Below are 16,814 nucleotides of genomic sequence, written 5' to 3'. Positions count from 1 at the left end.
GGTTTGCGTCACCTTGGGTGCGGAGGGAGAGCCTTTGTACAAAAAGATCAAGTCTGAAGATTTGCGCGTAGGTATGTACGTAGTGGATGTGGGGCTTTCGTGGCTGGAAAACCCCTATCTTTTCATGTCCGAAGGCGTATTGGAAGATGAGGCATCAATTGAGGCTGTGCTGGCTGACGGTTTTGAAGAGGCCATTATTGATGTGCGACGCAGCCGGAAAGGCTCTGTCCCGGATGACCTTGTTCCCCTTGAGGACATGTCGACGGCGGAACAGGTTTCGCAGGCCATCAGTAATACGGAAGAAGTCTCTTACAAATCCTCTGCACCACCGCCTTCTGTGACTGTTTCTGCCGAGATGAGCAAGGCACAGGCCATTTATTCGGAAAGCCTGAGCTTTGTACGCGGATTCATGGACAGCGCCCGCGAAGGCAAGCCGGTAGATATGGAATCCGCAGAGCCGCTGGTGGAAGACATTATCCAGTCTGTCAGCCGTAACGCAGGTGCGCTTATCGGCTTTGCAAAGTTGCGTGCTTATGACCATTACACGTATACTCACTGCCTGAACGTTTCCTTGCTTGCTGTTGCTTTTGCAAAATATTTAGGTCTTGAAACCGTAGCCCTGCGCCAGATTGGTCTTGCAGGGCTTTTTCATGATCTCGGCAAGGCAATGATTCCGGATTTTATTCTTAATTGCCCCGGCAGGCTGACACCTGAAGAATTTACCGTAATGAAGCGGCACCCCGTGCTGGGTAAAGATGTTTTGCCGCAGAACGGCAAACTGCCGGAAATGGTGCTGCAGGGGATGATGGAGCACCATGAAAAGTATAACGGTGCCGGATACCCCAAGGGGCTGAAAGGGGACGAAATCAGTCAGGCAGGTCGGATTCTTTCCGTTGTGGACGTGTATGATGCCTTGACCAGCAAGCGGCCATACAAGAACGCCATGATGCCCAACAAGGCTCTTTCCATCCTGTACAGTATGGCCGGAGAAGATTTTTATCCCGGTTACGTGGAACACTTCATCAAGTGTCTGGGAATTTATCCCGTAGGACAGGTTGTCCAGCTCAATACCGGACAGGTAGGTGTTGTGGCGGCTACCGATCCTGCGCAGCCGTTGCGGCCTGTCGTGATCATTGTGCGTGATCCGCTGGGCAGACCTGCGTCGCCGCGTCTGGTTGATCTTGCTCAGGTTGGCTCGGTCACTATTACAGCCACAGTGCTTCCCGTGCAGGCAGGTATTGATCCTGTCAGAGTGCTGGAGGACGGGCCTTCCACATAAATTTGTCAAAGTTTTTTGTCATGAATAAAAACGGCCGCTGCGACATAGTCACAGCGGCCGTTATTTTGTTCAGAATTGTACGGACCGTCTGGCCGGATTTTTTGCATATGAATGGTGCCGGACGTGTTGCTTCCGCTTCCTTCGTGCCGGATGCCGTGCGCTGATAGTGCGGAATTATTCAGCTGTATCTTGCTGTTATGGCCCACCTTGCGGGATAAAATACCATTACAGCCAGCCACAAGGCTTGCTACGGGACAAGCGGTGCCAGATCAAGACCGGCGTTTACGGGGAGTCCCAGCATCAGGTTGGCGTTTGCCAGAGCCTGACCTGATGCACCACGGCACAGGTTGTCTATGCACGAAACAATGATCAGGCGATGTGTACGCTTGTCCAGCACCAGGCCGATATCGCAGTACATGGTGCCCCGCACATGACGCAGTTCGGGCAGCTTGCCTTTGGGCATTATGCGGACCCACGGCTTGTCGGCATACGTACCTTCATAAATTGCCTGCACGTCATCTATGGTCATGTCGTGCTGCAAGGTGGTGTAAATAGTCGCCAGAATCCCTCTGTTGATGGGCAGCAGATGCGGGTTGAACGAAACAGTCAGAGGAGTTGCGGCAATTGCCGAAAGTTCCTGCTCGATCTCCGGCGTGTGGCGATGCGTGCCTATGCCATATGCGCGGAATGTATCCTGTACTTCGCAGAACAACGTGGGTACTGCGGCTTTACGCCCTGCACCCGTTGCTCCGGATTTGGCGTCGATAACAATGCCGTTGGGCACAAGGATTTTTTCTGCCAGCGCGGGGTAGAGGCCCAGAATGACAGATGTGGGATAGCATCCGGGATTGGCAATGAGCGTGGCTTTTTTGATTTCGTCTGCATACAGTTCCGGCAGGCCGTATACAGCCTGAGGCAACAGCTCAGTACGGGTGTGATCGGTATTATACCACTGTTCGTATACATCGCTGTCGCGCAGGCGGAAATCTGCGGAAAGATCTACTACTTTCAGGCCTTTTTCGTGCAATGTTGCAGCCATTTCCATGGCGGCACCGTGCGGAACTGCAAGAAAAGCAATGTCGCACGCGGCAGCAAGGTCGTCTGCATCAGGCTCTGTAATAACAAGTGATCCGTAGCGGGTGCCGCGTGTGAAGGGATAAATATCTTCGAGGCATTTACCGGCCTCGGCACGGGATGTGACACGGACCAGATTGATGGTGCCGTGCCCGTGGAGCAGACGGACAAGTTCCATGCCGGTGTATCCGGTTACTCCCACAAGACCTGCGCGGATGGTTTGTGCGTCAGAGGCGCTACTGGTCATTCTATTCCTCCGGATGTTGCGGCAAGGCAATGCCCTGTGCTGTGTGCAATGTGTCGATTCCGTTTTACGTGGTGCCGCCATACAGGGGCGGGCAGGGGCAGACAGTACAGACAGGGGAGTCAAACGGCCTCTTCCTGCGTGCTATTTCAGCGTACTCTGTATCTGGCTGCACCTGTCAGGTCAGTTCTGTTCAGCAGTAATATTCCGGTACAGATCTGTAGACCGGGTGCCGGCTGAAACTTTTTTGCTGACAGGCGCGCGAAAAATGTCTTCCCGGAAACAAAAAAAGTCAACACTGACGGCAGGAAAAAGCCGGACAACAGGCGCACAAAGCGGTAACACTGAAGGTGCTGACAGCAGGTGGCGCATTGCGTCCGGTTTCTGCTGACTCAGGCTGGCAGCGGCTCGCCGGATGTACTGCGACGAATCGCGGTTATTCCTGTCCTGCCCTGTCCGTACCGAACAGGGGCCTTACGCCGCGTGTGTGCCGAGCCGCCGTCGCGACTGTGTTGCTGCTTTTGTAAATGCTCGTCAGGGTAGCTTGTTCTTTGCTACTTTCTTGACTTTACTACGTATTTCATACGCAGTTCATACAGCAGCCCTTCCAGCAGGCGTGCTTCGTCTGCATCAAGGCAGTTCTGCGTTTTTTCCTGCAGCATCTGCAGAACGTCTATAGTATGACGTGCCATGAGCAGGTTTTCGCCAGTGTTACCCGTTTCAGGGTCGGGTACTTCACCCAGCTGGACAAGTGCGGAGGAAGCAAGCGAAAGGATAAAGGTAGAAAAAGTAACCGAGGGCATCTGCCCTTCTTTTTTTTTACCGGCGCAGCCGCAGCCGGTTTTTTCCTGTGCTTCAGTCATGCAAAGGCTCCTGATACCATACGTGCTGTATTTTGGGTTCAGAACTGCCGCCGTGTATCCGGCGGCAGCCTGCTGATGTACGAAACCGTTTTTTACACCTGCTCTTAGGCGAACGGATTATCTGTTGCGTAGGAAGATAATGCTTCGTGGTACGCATGCAAGGCCTGTTCAAGATAATCCCTGCATCCTATGTAGCCGCCGCATGCGCGGAAGCTTTCTGCAATGGCATGCAGACCGGCGGCGATATCCGCCCAGTCCAGCCATCCCATATGGCCGATGCGGATGATGCGGCCCTTCAGGTGGTCCTGACCACCGGCAAGAACTACGCCGAAGTGTTCTGCAGCGTGGGCGATAACCTTGGATGCATCAATGCCCTCGGGCATGAGTACACTGGTCAGTCCCCATGCATAGCCTTCTTCCACCAGCGGAGAAAGACCCATTGCTTTCACTCCGGTACGGGTCATCTGAGTCAGCGCCCACTGCTTGCGGAAGATATTTTCAAGCCCTGCCTCGGCATACAGGCGCATACTTTCGTGCAGTCCCACAACCAGGCTGACAGGAGTGGTGAACAGCGTCTGGTTGTTCTCCACGTTTTTACGTTCGCCCTGCAGGTTAAAGTAAAAGCATGAAGGCGTAACCGTGGCTGCTTTTGCCCATGCCCGCTCCGAAAGAGCGATAAGAGCAAGCCCCGGAGGCAGCATCAGCCCTTTTTGCGAGCCGGTCAGCAGACAGTCTACTCCCCATTCGTCCATGGGACAGGGAGAAAGGCCAACGGAAGAAATGCCGTCTACCACAAGTAACGCATCTGTTTTGCTTGTGATGGCTGCAATTTCGCGCACGGGGTGCATGGCTCCCGTGGAAGTTTCTGAACACTGTACAAGAATGCCTGCTGCATCGGAGTGGGCTGACAGAACGTCTGCCACTGCCTGCGGCGAGACGGCCTGCCCCCACGGCACTTCGATAACGACAGGGTTCAGACCCTGTGAGCGTGCGATGCTGGTCCAGCGTTCGCCGAACTTGCCCCCTTCAACCACCAGCACTTTTTCACCGGCGGAGAACAGGTTGGTCACGGCGGCAGTCATGGCGCCTGAACCGGAACAGGATAGGGGTAGCACCGGCTGCGCAGTGCCGAAAAGGGGCTTCAGGCGTTGCTGCGTTTCAGCCATGATGGCTTTGAATGCAGGTTTGCGGTGGTGGATCATATCCTGAGCCATAACCAGCCGTACCGAATCAGGAATGGGCGTAGGCCCGGGGGTAAGCATTCTGGGCTTGTTCAGCATGAGATTCTCCGGTTCGCGAGTGAACAGAATCAGCTTGTACGGTTAACCCGTACGGTGAATGTCTTAAGGTAATTGGTTTCGGGCATGGCAGGATGCACGGGGTGATCGGGCCCCTGATGTCCGTGAATCAGTGTCTGGATGCGGGTGTCGGTTTTGCCTGCCGCGTGGTTGAGTACACGGCGCAGGTCGTCTGCGGAAAGGTGCTGCGAGCATGAACAGCTCATCACAATACCGCCGTCTTCCACCAGTTCCATGGCCAGTTCATTGACCTTGTGGTACGCCTTCAGCCCCTGCTTCTGGTGCTTGCGGCGTTTGATGAATGCGGGCGGGTCCACGCAGATGACATCGTACCGGCGGCCCTGATCGCGTAGTTTTGTCAGCGTTTCCAGCGCATCGCCTTCTACGGTTTTGATGCTGCCTGATACGTTGTTCAGTCTGGCATTGGCTTCTGCTGTTTCCAGCGCCAGTGGCGAGGCATCTAAAAATGTTGTCTGTTCCGCACCGGCTGCCGCGGCGGTAACGCCGAAGCCGCCTGCATAGCAGAATGCATCAAGCACCCGTTTACCTTTGGCAAACGAGGCAAAATCCCTGCGGTTGATGCGCTGGTCATAGAACCAGCCGGTTTTCTGCCCCTCAGTAAGCGGTGCCAGAAAGCGTACGCCGTTTTCTTCAATCTCCAGCTTTGCTGGCACATCGCCGTACGCGGTTTCTACATAGCTGTGCAGCCCTTCAAGACGGCGGTTGGCGCTGTCGTTGCGGTACAGAATACCGCGGGGGTTTATCAGGTCTTTCAGCACGGCGGTTATGTCGCGCTTTACAGCCTCTGTGCCTGCTGTTGTCAGCTGGGCGACCAGTACATCGCCGTAACGGTCAACTATCAGGCCGGGCAGCCAGTCTGCCTCGGCAAAGACCATGCGGTAGTAAGGCTTGTCAAAAATCATTTCGCGCATGGCAAGCGCTTCAGAAATCCGGCGGTGCAGCAGTTCGGCATTAAAAGGCACATCGGGTTCCAGCGAAATGACGCGGGCGGCGATAAGCGATGAAGGATGTACATAAGCCGATGCCACGGGGGAACCGCCGGAGTTGCATACCGTAACGGTTTCGCCGGGGGTGAAGTCGTGCAGGGAGCTTTTATCGGTGTCCACCTCGTTATTGAAAATCCACTGGTGGCCGATGCGCAGGCGGCGCTCCTCGCCCTTCTTCAGATACAAACGTTTCATTACAACTATTGTCCTTCGCGCCGGACATGGCGCGGGGTGTTTATGTTTTGCGGTACTAACCGCGGTTAAAAAAGTGCTGTCAAAGATGCTCACTGCCTTCGGCGCAGAATACTACCTGCTTGTCAGGTTCTGCTGTGCAGAGGAGATACTGTCAGGCAATTCATCTTTTTTCAGCGTACCTGCTGACTGTTGTCGGGTGGTTGCTTTTAGTGGGCTTCGCCCCAGTTGTCTGCGATGCCGTAATCTACAGCCAGCGGTACATCCAGCGCAATCTCACCGGGCCGGACGGAACTCATGATTTTAACAAGGCGTCTGGCTGCTTCGTCGGCTGTATTAGCCGGAGCCTCAATAAGTAATTCGTCATGCACCTGCAGGATAAGGCGTGCACCCAGTTCTGCCAGTGATCCATCTGCCGCAGCCTGAATCATGGCAATTTTGATAATATCTGCCGCACTTCCCTGAACAACGGTGTTAATGGCCTGCCTGCGGGCCTGTGAACGTAGCTGGTTGTTGTCCGAATGGATTTCGGGCAGCAGCCTGCGTCTGCCTGCAAGAGTTACCACATAACCGTGCTCGCGCGCATTTTGCTCTACGTTGTCGTAGAACTCCTTCAGGTGTGAAAGCTTGCTGAAGTAACGCTCGATGAACTCCTTAGCTTCGTTCAGGGTAAGCTTGAGCTCCTGTGCCAGTTTTTGCGGGCCCATGCCGTAAATCAGACCGAAGTTGATGGTTTTGGCATTGCGGCGCTGGTCGGGCGTGATTTTGTCTGCGTCTATGTCGTACAGCAGGCCCGCTGTGCGGCTGTGGATGTCTTCATTTTTAATAAACGAATCCAGCAGAGTGGGGTCGCCTGAAACATGCGCCAGTACACGCAGTTCAATCTGCGAATAGTCGGCGGCAACCAGCTTGAATCCTTCCGCTGCAGTAAAGCAGCGCCGCATGCGCTGCCCCAGAGGGCCGCGTACAGGGATGTTCTGAAGGTTGGGCTGACTGGATGAAAGCCTGCCCGTGGCGGTTGCCAGCTGGTTGAACGTGGTATGGATACGGTCATCTTTACCAGCCAGCTTCGGCAAAGGCTCAAGGTAGGTAGAGCGCAGCTTTTCCAGCTTGCGATATTCCAGAATGGTATCAATGATCGGATGCTTGCCGGCCAGCTTTTCCAGTACCGCCTGACTGGTGGAAGCCTGCCCGCCTTTGGTTTTGCTGCCCGCCTTAAGGCCCAGAGTATCGAACAGAAGCTGTCCGAGCTGCTGAGACGAGCGGATATTGAAAGGCCCGCCGGCGGCTGCGTACACTTCTCTGGTCAGGCGATCCAGTTCCTTCTGGACTTCTGTCAGAAAGCCGCCGAACTCCTTTCTGTTGATGCGGATGCCTTGCAGCTCCATATCTGCCAGCACGGGGATAAGCGGCAGCTCCAGATTATCCATAAGCGGAGCCAGCCCTACACCCTCGATTCTCGCTGTCATGTCCGTTGCCAGTTCCTGCGCCAGCAGCGCAGGCGACTCCGGCGAGATGCCGAACTCTTCAGCTCTGCGGGCAAGGCTGCTCCATGAATAATCACGTTCTTCAGGATTCAGCAGATATGCGGCAAGCCCCAGATCAAACCAGCGGTTTACCTTGATGGCCCGCCATGCTGCGTTACTGCGGTAAAGGGCCTTTACGTCCGGTGCAATCAGCCGCTTGATACTGCTGTGTGCTGCAAGGTGCTTTGCCAGCTTTTCTGCGGAGCCTGTGTAGCGGAACTCCTTACCGTCAATAGCCAGTGAAAATTCCGGTGAATCTGAATCAGTAAGCGGGGTCAGAGGTATAAGAGCAACATCACCTTTTGCAGCGGGAAGTTGCGCAGGAGCCGTAACCGCCGTGTTTGGCTGCGGCGTTGTTGCAGGAGCCATGTCAAAGAGCGACCCTTGCTGTTGCGAAGCAGTCAGACTGCCGGATGGTGATGCCGCATTTTTAGCGGGCGGGGGCACGGTGACGCTTTGTGCAAGCTCGCGCAGCAGGGTGCGCAGTTCAAACTCGCGCAAAAATGCTGCTGCCTTGTCGCCGTCCAGCGGCTTTACGCGCAGGTCTTCAAGCGAAATATCCGTGCAGCGACGGGTATCCAGCGTGGTCAGGCGGCGGTACAGGTAAATATTGTCCCACTGTTCTGCAAATTTTTTCTGCACACCGGGCTTCAGTGCGTCTACGTTTTGCTGAATATCTTCCAACGTCGGGAAGTCTGCAAAAATTTGTGCCGCTGTTTTGGGACCTACACCGGGAACACCCGGAATGTTGTCGCTGGAGTCGCCGATGACAGCCTGAAAATCAGGCCACTGCGCAGGGGTAAGCCCTGTTTCTTCAGTGAATTCTGCCATGTTGAGCAACTTTTCCTGCTTTGCACCGGGGTCCCACAGGTACACGTTATCATCAAGGCACTGCTTTAAATCTTTGTCCGCGCCTACAATGATGACGGGGCGCTCGTTTTTAAAGCGGGCAGCTATCGAAGCAATGCAGTCATCAGCTTCGCAGCCTTTGGAAACTTCCAGCGGAATGCCGAGCGACTGAATGCCTCGGCGGATGGGTTCCAGCTGCTGCACAAGCGGCTCCGGCGTGGCGGAACGGTTGGCCTTGTACTGGTCGTAAATTTCGTGGCGGAAAGTGGGGCCCTTGCCATCCATGAAAAAGCCTACGTACGTGGGGTTCTCTTCGCGCAGCAGCTTAAGGACGATGCGCAGAACAATAAACAGGGCGTTGGTGGGCAGGCCGTCCGAACGTTGCATGTTCTGAAAGGCGTAAAATCCGCGAAAAATAAATGCGGAACCGTCAATAAGATAAATAGGTTCCTTATCAAGGCCTAAGCGTTCCTTGAGAGACATGGGCAACACTCTGTCTATAGTTTGCGCCGCATCAGGCGGCGTTTCGGGCATAACGGGCAACGGGCATAAAACACCGCCCACTGCAAGGTAGGCATGGTAACGGGTTACACCCTGTTCTGTAAACTGTGCAGGCAGTCTGGCACGACATGTCAGGTATTTTTTACTTTATGAGTAATGGTAAGCGAGGATGCACACCGACATGCAGCATGCAAACGATGGCGGCATGTGCACGTATACTTGCCGGAACTACAATACAGCGAGGGCCAGATATGGCTCGGGTCTTGATATTAGCGTATGAAGTTTTGGTGTGGCTTATTTGTCAATAATACATGCGGTTACAGTCTGTTGCTCTGGGGGTGCGGGGGGGGATCGCGTAAGGGCCGTACAGGTGTTTCGGAGCAGGCGCACGACATGCGGCAATGTGTCGGCAGATTGTTTTTTTAACTGACTTGTTTGTATGAAGAGGGTCTGACGGAAATTTTATCCAGATGTAAAAGCCGCTGTCTACCCTGCGCGTTAATAAGCGTTTCACGAACATCCGACTACTGGTTGCAGCATGGCAGCCAGTTCGGCGCATGCGAAATGAATGTGCCTACAGGCTGAACAGAAGAAAAGGACAATTTATTCACACTTCTCGTCGTTGAATCGGGGCACGGAGAGTTGCTTCTGGCAAAGGATTTCGCCGTTCTGCTGGATTTCATGTTTCCATGTGTCCGTTTTTACTCTCGGCCGTATGTCTTTTCGCCAGTTGTTAAAAGGGCTGCAACAACCGCCGCCGACATGAACAAGCGAACCTGCCGCGGAGTCGGCTTCTGCAAGGGCGCAACGGTATTGCCGGCCGTTCCAGTATAACGCCGGACAAATTCGGCGGGAACCGAAAAGCGCATTACTGGGGGCGCATTGCGCTTTGGCGCAGCAGTATCCGCATCCTACACATGGTGTAGTCATGGCAGCCTCCTGACAAGAGTCTGAAGGAAATATTTTTGTGTAATATTACCACGGTTGCCATGCAGTGTCAGCAGGATGAGAGAGTGTTGTATAGTGAATCAAAAAACAAAACCGCGCCGTGTGGGTGGCGCGGTTTTGATTTTCATTTCTGCAATGCATTCGGGCTTGCATCACAGAAAGAGGAGGCTGGGTTACAGGGGTGGACTAATCCCCGGTGAGAAAAGACCTAGCATTGAGTGGGTGCACAGTCAACAGATGGAAAGCAGAAAAAACAATATGTTCTATGAAAAACTTACATCTGCATTCAGTGCCCCTGCGGGGTACCTCTTGTAAAGGTATAGACCATGCGGGTTAAGAAGGGAGCCCCTTGTTAAAGGGGGTGTTGTGTTGCTCAGAAAAAAAGCTGCGGTGCAATTGCGCCGCAGCTTTTTAACAATGGTTATGGTTTTATTCCGTTTTGGATTGTGATGTGCTTTCAGTTGGTTCAGTAGGTTGTTGGACCGGAATGCCTTCCGGCGTAACCGGCTGCCATGTCGGCGGGAGGCTACGCAGGTGCAAATCAAGTTGCGGGAAGGCTATTTCGATGTCTTCTTTGCGGAAAACTTCATCAATGGCAAACCGGAGTGTGGACTCTGTGGTCAGAACGTTATCTATATCATCCACCCAGACGCGAAGAATGAAATCAAGAGAGCTTGCTCCGAAGTTGCTGAAGATAACCTGCGGCCCGGGGCGACGCAGCACGTTGGGGTGTTCTTTGGCAATGGCAAGCAGGTTTTTCTCAACTTTTCGTGTGTCTGATCCGTAGGCAACACCCACAACCACATCGCGGCGGATGGTGGAGTTATTTTTTGTCCAGTTGGTTACCTGCGTTGTCACAAGGTCCGAGTTCGGTATCAGAATGGTTGCACTGTCGAACGTTTCGACAATAGTAGTTCTGATGGTGACTGATTTTACCGTACACCACAGGTTGCCTACCTGAATAATATCACCCTGCTGGATGGAACGGCCGAACAACAGAATAAGGCCGCTCATGAAGTTGTTGAAGATGGTTTGCATACCAAAGCCCAGACCGACACTAAGACCACCGGCAATTACCGTGAGGCTGGTCAGGCTGACACCCAGAATATGCAATGCAATAAGGCCGTAAAGACCCCACAAGGCATATGATGCTGTAGTTTGCAGCGAGAGAATTGCTCCGCGTTGACCTCGCGGCCAGTGCAGCGACATGCGGCCTAAAGCGCCGCGTGCCAGAGTGGTGCAGGCGCGGGTAATATAAAAAAGCGCCGCAAGCAGAACCAGGCTGGCAAGTTTGAGCGAAAAACCTTCCCAGCTCAGTTCAAGGTTGGCGATGCTGGAGATGACGCCCTGCCCGACAAAGTAATAGAGCCAGATAAGAACTGCGAAGTATGTCAGCAGCCAGACTGCGGGAGAGGCAAAACCGACCAGTACCCCTTTTGCCATAACCACAGCCGTGGAGTCTGTCGGTTCGCTTGCCCCGTGCAGGTGGATAAGCTCGGTAATCGCAATGCATAAACAGTATGCCGCGTAAAGAACAAACCAGACCATAAACAGAAACGCTGAAAAGACGCCGTATCCTGCAACGGCTATAAGCAGCAGAATGGCGCAAAGCCAGAACCATAAACGCTTTGCCACGCTGCCGATAATCCCTCGCCTGCGGTCGCGAGCGGCCATATAAAAGCCATAGCCGATCAGCAGCAGGCTCCATAACGGAACTGCCAGCTGGGCGGGCATTTCTGTGACCACCAGCAGGCTGCTGAACAGAAACATGACCGCAGCCGGAGTATGGAGCTGTCTAGTAAAGCCTGTGTTAAGCATCCTGCGTAACAGGGCAGAGGCTCTGATGGCCGCATATCCAAGAAGGAACATGCCGACTATGCTGGCAAAAATTGTTGCTCCGGAAAAGAGGCGCATGGAGGCAACAAGTATAGCCAGCCCGATGCTGCCGATAAGGCAGGTTGCATGCAGAACCCGCATAGCTTCGGGAGAATGCCCCGGAGCGTTACGGGTAGCAGCGCGCAGCAGCGGAATGCCCCCTAGCGTAAGCAGGGTGACAAAGCCGACAGCGAAAAGCACGCTGGAAAAAGCATTATCTGCCAGCAGCGTTACTTCACGCATGATGGTGGTGCCCAACATGGTGGCCCACAGTTCTATAGAAACAGTTTGACGCCACAGCTCAACGGAAAGCAGCGGGTCTTTGCCGCGGAAAAAGAAATCGCGCCAGCTGATGACAAGATCATTTTCCTGTTCTGCACGCCGTTCGGCAATGGAGGCTTTAAGCTTGTTCAGCCTGGCTTCCAGCTTTGCAGCCAGTGCATCCTGCCGTTCCAGTCTGCTTTTGATTGCTTTCAGCTTGCGCAGGTAGCTATCGATAAGTTGGCGGGTCTGGTCGTTCAGCTCTTTTGATTGCAAAAGCGGAGCAATATCAATAGCACTGATGCGTTCGAGCCGGACTTTTGTCTGCTCACGCATTTCTGCAAGGTTATCACTGGCCTTGCTCAGCGTGTCATTAAGCACGCCGAGTCGCTGGGTGGTGGAACGGACGAACATCGGGGTGCCGCCGGACAGCCCGTGTGCAAGCTGTGCTTCTTCGTAGCTGCGTAGTGCATAGTTATAGGCGGAGTTTGCTGATGAAAGAGCGGAGTTCAGAGATTCCTGAAGCTTTGCATCGGATTGTTCCAGAAGGCTGAGTTCGCGTTGCTTAATTTCTATAAGGTGCTGGATCTCACTATCTTCACTTACAGGGGGCGGATCAGCCTGCGCTGTGGCAGCAGAGAAAAGGCAGATTAAAAAGACCGGTAGGGTCAGAAAACCTAGCTGTTTTTGCAGGTTTTTGATGGTGTTGGTCATAAACTGTATAATGTTCATAACATATTCCGTATGTTCTGTTTTTTGTAGTAACGCCTAGCTGTTTGCGACGCGTGCGTCCACAAGCAATAGCATAGCAGAAAGGGGTTAGTAAGCCCATAGACGATAATTGTAGAATCATGTTTAAAATTGATTGGATGTGATGCGTGGAACGGTATCTGCCATGCATTGCATGGCGGCATGTGACGTCCCCAAGCTCATCGGGAAGCCTTTGCTTGTGTATAAACGGGTAGGACTAAAGCGAGACTTAAGCAGGACTGGCGCGGGCTTCCGGCGAGTCAAAAGGTTTTTTCCGGCGTCGGCAAAGAGTTGAGAATATAGCCCCAAAAACAGACCCTATTTGCATTTAAAATGAGAACGGTAGGTCTAGCCCCGTTGTGTCAATTTGAACACAAGCGGGGCTTATTTTTTGCCGTTTTTGGGTATGGGAAAAAGGAGAATCTTTGCGCGTTTCGGTGCTACGCAATATTCTTTGAATCCCCTTTCCCTGTGCTATCTCCAAAATCGCCAATCTCTTTTGCCTTATTTGCCTCTGAACGGGCGGCTTCAAAAGCCAGCTTGTAAGCTTCTTTTGCCTCAATCAGCGCGGCTTTTTCGGCTTCTTTGGCCTTTGCCAACTCTTCCTCAAGCAGTTTGATCATTACCTTCATGCCTTCAAGGGTAAGTACTCCCTCAACGGCAATAGTAGACGTGCTTTATTGGCGCACATCGGCGGCAATTGGTCGAATGGTAGCGGTGCGGGCTTGTTCTGCCTGAACCTGAACAACCCTGCGAGTGTTGCTAACGCTAACGTCGGTTGCCGCTCCGCAAGCATACACCCGAAGCCGTAGGCTCAAGGGCTCACGGACAGCGTGTTTATTTGGCGCTGGTAATCCTTCCCGCAAGGGAAAACAAGAAACAGCCGGGGCGGTAAGTAGGCAACGAACACGGCCCCGGCTCAAGAGACACCATGCCCAAGACTGCAAGAAATCTCTGGACTCAAGTCGCCAGCTTTGCCACGCTCGCCGAAGCTTTTAACAAGGTGCGGACGGGCAAGCGCTTTGACCCGGATACCATGCGGTTTTATGCGAATCTTGAGGACAATCTTTTTGCTCTGGAAGAACAGCTTTTGCAAAAGGCGTGGCGCCCGTTACCGTTCAGGGAATTTCACATAGTAGACCCGAAGCCGCGGCTTATTCAGGCGCCGGAGTTTTCAGACCGCGTTGTGCATCAAGCGGTTATGTTGAAGGCTGGCCCGGCAATGGAGCGGCGCTTTATAGCCGATTCCTACGCGAGCCGCCTTGGCAAAGGCACCCATAAGGCAAGTAGCCGTCTGCGGGCGTTCCTACGCTCTGCAAGCGGAAAATGGGCGCACCCGTATTTAATCAAGGCGGATATAAAAAGCTACTTCGGCACAATCCCGCACAACGGCCTTATGGAACGGGTAAAGCGGGTTTATTCCGATCCTGATTTGCTCTGGTTCTTTGGCACGCTGATTCGCGGTAGCGGCTATATCGACAGGGGCTTGCCTATCGGCTCGCTTACGTCGCAATGGCTCGCAAACTTGTACCTCGACAGCCTTGATCATTATATAAAGGACGAACTCGGCGTCGCGTACTATGTCCGTTATATGGACGATTTTGTGCTTATCGGCCCGGATAAGGCGTGGTGCAAGGAAAAGCTCGGGCAAATCACCGTGTTCGTTGAAGGGCTCGGCTTGCGGCTCAACCCGAAAACGGGCTTGCGGCCTATCTCGCAAGGCACCGACTTTGTAGGCTACCGGCACTGGACAAGCCACACCCTGCCGCGAAAAAGCACGGTAAAGCGGGCGAAAAAACAGTTTAAGAGCCTACAGCGCCGCTATAACAAAGGAAATATACCGCTGGACTATGTGACAGCCCGCGTGGTGTCCTTCACCGGCTACATGAAGCATTGCGACGGCAGAACCACGCTACAGAGTATTTTAGATAAATTTGTGCTTGTGGGGAACGGTAAACAAGAGGAACCGACAGAATAATTTGCACAGGCCGCGCCCCTTCCGGCGCGGTAATGCGCCCTGTGTCACTGTGAGGGCTCGACAGTGGCAGGGGCGCGAGCGGCGCCCCTACCGGCAAGGCGCTGACACGCCTTACCACGGCCCCACACAAAGAACTGTGCTTTGTGTAGAGTTTCCGCTTTGTTTTGCCTTATAAGACAACAAAACAGGTATCACGCGGCAACGGTGGGCGCAATTATCAGGGTGATTAAATGCAACCGCACAAAGTATTTGAGGACGACAGAACAACACTTTATCAGGGCGACGCTTGGCAGATTTTACAGACGCTTGCAGATGAAAGCATAGACGGTATAATTACCGACCCGCCGTATTCGACCGGCGCTTTGACACTTTCGGGCAAGCAGGCCGACCCGGGGAAGAAATATCAGAACTCAAGCACCAAGAAGACGTTTCCCGAAATGCTCGGCGACGGGAAAGACCAAAGAAGTTTTTTAATGTGGGCTACTATGTGGCTCACCGAGTGTTGGAGACTCGCAAAGCCCGGCGCCCCGGTGCTTGTTTTCACGGACTGGCGGCAACTGCCCATAGTCACAGACGCTTTACAGGCTGCGGGCTTTAACTGGCGGGGAATCGTCGTCTGGAACAAGAAATGCGGTAGGCCCATGCGCGGCGAGTTTAAGCGCGACAGCGAGTTTATTGTTTACGGATGCAAGGGCAAATACTCGCCGCTTACCAGCCGATGTTTGCCGGGCGTTTTCGGCTACACGGTGAACCACAACAAAAAAGCGCATATTTCAAGTAAACCACTGTTGTTGTTGAAAGATTTGATTGAGATTATGCCGGAAGGTGGAACGATACTCGATCCGTTCGTAGGCGGCGGAACAACGGCCCAAGCCGCGCGGGAAACAGGCCGAAAGTGCATAGCGATTGAGCGCTCCAAAGAGTATGCACAAGTCGCGGCAAACGTGCTGAAAACAGCGTAAAAACGTGTCAAAATCAGCACAGAAGGCAAAAATAAAAGCCCGGGAGTTTTTCCGCGGGCTTTTCTCTGTGAAGAAGGGCAAAAAAAGTCAAGTTTCGTTCTCATTTATCGTGAAAGGGATTCTCATTTTGCGCGACCGCTCACACTGGGCAGTCGAAAAAATTTTGTTGACAAAAATCAGAGTTTGAGAGAATTTCCTTTCTCCGCTTTGGGGCTGTAGCTCAGTTGGGAGAGCGCTTGAATGGCATTCAAGAGGTCGTGGGTTCGATTCCCTCCAGCTCCACCAGATATTTCTAAAGAATTAGGCCTGGTTATCGTTCAAGATAACCGGGCCTTTTCTTTTGCGGTGACCCTGCCGGTGAACCGGGTGTGAACATTTCGGTGGTATGCGGGCGCAAGGCTACTTTTTGAACCCCAAGAAACGCAATATGGTGCTGAGCAACCCTTTGGAGTTGCTAAACTTATTTTGAGGCTGTGAGTTGACCTTGATATCGTCCTGGATGGGCTTTGTAGCATTGGCATTGTCGTAATGTATCGTTTTGCGGGCCTTATCTCGCTTTCTCCCACCTTCAATAGATTTTCTGGACATGTTGCCAGCCCAAACAACCATGTTTTTTTGTATAAGGTAGTGTGACCGACACGGGTAACTCCAGTTTCCGATGGAGGGAGTGAGTGTGATAGTTTCGCCATCAAAAATCAGAGTCCAATCTGTCGGTGTAAATGGCGTAACGACTTCATTCCCACAGCCACATGCGCATTTGTGAGACGCAGTTGCATATTCTATGGAAACGTAAAGTGAATCGCCCCTAGTTTCGTAGACACTCCTGAGTTATGAAAATGAGACCTCAGGAGAAATCGATGTACGACAAACGCTACACTGACGAATTCAAAATTGAAGCGGTAAAACAAATCACCGAGCACGGCTATCCCGCCCAAGAAGTTGCCCAGCGGCTAGGAGTCAGCACCCACAGCTTGTATGCGTGGAAAAAGAAATATGGGCATGGCGAAGTTCATGCTGCCCAGTTTGATAACCAACAGACGGAAATCAAACGCCTTAAGGCAGAATTAAAACGGGTAACAGAAGAGCGAGATATCCTAAAAAAGGCCACCGCATACTTCGCGAAAGAGTCCCTGTGAAGTATGCCTTTATCCAGGCGCATCAAAAGGAATTTGCGGTACGCAACTTATGCCGCATGCTGCATGTACAT

Annotated in this window: 12 protein-coding genes, 1 tRNA gene and 1 pseudogene; 5 read left to right on the top strand and 9 right to left on the bottom strand. The window is 53.0% G+C overall.

Features of this window, described 5'->3' with window-relative positions:
* The first annotated feature begins 34 nt into the window (after positions 1 to 34).
* A complete protein-coding gene (locus tag ACK5LI_RS06905) occupies positions 35 to 1,279 on the top strand; it encodes an HD-GYP domain-containing protein (protein ID WP_416947568.1) in 1,245 nt (414 codons plus the stop codon).
* 247 nt (positions 1,280 to 1,526) lie between these two features.
* Here ACK5LI_RS06905 and argC read toward each other — a convergent pair whose 3' ends face one another.
* The 8 genes from argC to ACK5LI_RS06865 form a co-directional block, all read right to left on the bottom strand.
* Positions 1,527 to 2,600, bottom strand: coding sequence for an N-acetyl-gamma-glutamyl-phosphate reductase (gene argC, locus ACK5LI_RS06900; protein WP_416947566.1), 1,074 nt, complete (start codon positions 2,598 to 2,600; stop codon positions 1,527 to 1,529).
* Between the two features lie 551 nt (positions 2,601 to 3,151).
* Entirely contained in the window at positions 3,152 to 3,460 is a 309-nt protein-coding gene (locus tag ACK5LI_RS06895) for a DUF1844 domain-containing protein (RefSeq protein WP_416947564.1), read from the bottom strand.
* Between the two features lie 104 nt (positions 3,461 to 3,564).
* Complete coding sequence (locus ACK5LI_RS06890; protein ID WP_416947562.1) at positions 3,565 to 4,740, bottom strand: pyridoxal-phosphate-dependent aminotransferase family protein; 1,176 nt, start codon at positions 4,738 to 4,740, stop codon at positions 3,565 to 3,567.
* Between the two features lie 29 nt (positions 4,741 to 4,769).
* On the bottom strand, positions 4,770 to 5,960 hold the full coding sequence (locus ACK5LI_RS06885) for a class I SAM-dependent rRNA methyltransferase (RefSeq protein ID WP_416947560.1): 1,191 nt from the start codon (positions 5,958 to 5,960) through the stop codon (positions 4,770 to 4,772).
* 206 nt (positions 5,961 to 6,166) lie between these two features.
* On the bottom strand, positions 6,167 to 8,815 hold the full coding sequence (gene polA, locus ACK5LI_RS06880; protein WP_416947558.1) for a DNA polymerase I: 2,649 nt from the start codon (positions 8,813 to 8,815) through the stop codon (positions 6,167 to 6,169).
* Between the two features lie 621 nt (positions 8,816 to 9,436).
* Positions 9,437 to 9,763 (bottom strand): hypothetical protein, encoded by a 327-nt coding sequence (locus tag ACK5LI_RS06875; RefSeq protein ID WP_416947556.1) that lies wholly within the window; start codon positions 9,761 to 9,763, stop codon positions 9,437 to 9,439.
* 447 nt (positions 9,764 to 10,210) lie between these two features.
* Complete coding sequence (locus ACK5LI_RS06870) at positions 10,211 to 12,649, bottom strand: mechanosensitive ion channel domain-containing protein (RefSeq protein WP_416947553.1); 2,439 nt, start codon at positions 12,647 to 12,649, stop codon at positions 10,211 to 10,213.
* Between the two features lie 458 nt (positions 12,650 to 13,107).
* Entirely contained in the window at positions 13,108 to 13,290 is a 183-nt protein-coding gene (locus ACK5LI_RS06865) for a hypothetical protein (RefSeq protein ID WP_416947551.1), read from the bottom strand.
* A gap of 308 nt (positions 13,291 to 13,598) precedes the next feature.
* Here ACK5LI_RS06865 and ACK5LI_RS06860 point away from each other — a divergent pair, with 308 nt between their 5' ends.
* From ACK5LI_RS06860 to ACK5LI_RS06850, 3 genes are all read left to right on the top strand, one after another.
* A complete protein-coding gene (locus ACK5LI_RS06860; protein WP_416947548.1) occupies positions 13,599 to 14,645 on the top strand; it encodes a reverse transcriptase domain-containing protein in 1,047 nt (348 codons plus the stop codon).
* A gap of 230 nt (positions 14,646 to 14,875) precedes the next feature.
* Positions 14,876 to 15,607: a DNA-methyltransferase gene (locus ACK5LI_RS06855; protein WP_416947546.1), complete on the top strand. Its 732-nt coding sequence runs from the start codon at positions 14,876 to 14,878 to the stop codon at positions 15,605 to 15,607.
* Between the two features lie 209 nt (positions 15,608 to 15,816).
* Positions 15,817 to 15,892, top strand: a tRNA-Ala gene (locus ACK5LI_RS06850).
* 114 nt (positions 15,893 to 16,006) lie between these two features.
* Here ACK5LI_RS06850 and ACK5LI_RS06845 read toward each other — a convergent pair.
* Entirely contained in the window at positions 16,007 to 16,390 is a 384-nt protein-coding gene (locus ACK5LI_RS06845) for a DUF6527 family protein (RefSeq protein ID WP_416947859.1), read from the bottom strand.
* Positions 16,391 to 16,464: 74 nt separating this feature from the next.
* Between ACK5LI_RS06845 and ACK5LI_RS06840 the strand changes: the two are divergent.
* Positions 16,465 to 16,814, top strand: a pseudogene (locus ACK5LI_RS06840) (transposase); the annotation flags it as partial.

Origin of the sequence: Oleidesulfovibrio sp. (assembly GCF_047973035.1) — a bacterium.
In the GTDB taxonomy this organism is placed as follows: Bacteria; Desulfobacterota; Desulfovibrionia; order Desulfovibrionales; family Desulfovibrionaceae; genus Oleidesulfovibrio.
The sequence above is the reverse complement of the archived record's forward strand: the minus strand, read 5'-3'. Positions and strand labels throughout refer to the sequence as shown.

Bases quoted from the DNA above. Each gene is read 5' to 3' on its own strand.
- ACK5LI_RS06855 (WP_416947546.1), top strand. From the start codon at position 14,876: ATGCAACCGCACAAAGTATTTGAGGACGACAGAACAACACTTTATCAG.
- polA (WP_416947558.1), bottom strand. From the start codon at position 8,815: ATGTCTCTCAAGGAACGCTTAGGCCTTGATAAGGAACCTATTTATCTT.
- ACK5LI_RS06875 (WP_416947556.1), bottom strand. From the start codon at position 9,763: ATGACTACACCATGTGTAGGATGCGGATACTGCTGCGCCAAAGCGCAA.
- ACK5LI_RS06865 (WP_416947551.1), bottom strand. From the start codon at position 13,290: ATGATCAAACTGCTTGAGGAAGAGTTGGCAAAGGCCAAAGAAGCCGAA.
- ACK5LI_RS06895 (WP_416947564.1), bottom strand. From the start codon at position 3,460: ATGACTGAAGCACAGGAAAAAACCGGCTGCGGCTGCGCCGGTAAAAAA.
- ACK5LI_RS06860 (WP_416947548.1), top strand. From the start codon at position 13,599: ATGCCCAAGACTGCAAGAAATCTCTGGACTCAAGTCGCCAGCTTTGCC.
- argC (WP_416947566.1), bottom strand. From the start codon at position 2,600: ATGACCAGTAGCGCCTCTGACGCACAAACCATCCGCGCAGGTCTTGTG.
- ACK5LI_RS06870 (WP_416947553.1), bottom strand. From the start codon at position 12,649: ATGAACATTATACAGTTTATGACCAACACCATCAAAAACCTGCAAAAA.
- ACK5LI_RS06885 (WP_416947560.1), bottom strand. From the start codon at position 5,960: ATGAAACGTTTGTATCTGAAGAAGGGCGAGGAGCGCCGCCTGCGCATC.
- ACK5LI_RS06890 (WP_416947562.1), bottom strand. From the start codon at position 4,740: ATGCTGAACAAGCCCAGAATGCTTACCCCCGGGCCTACGCCCATTCCT.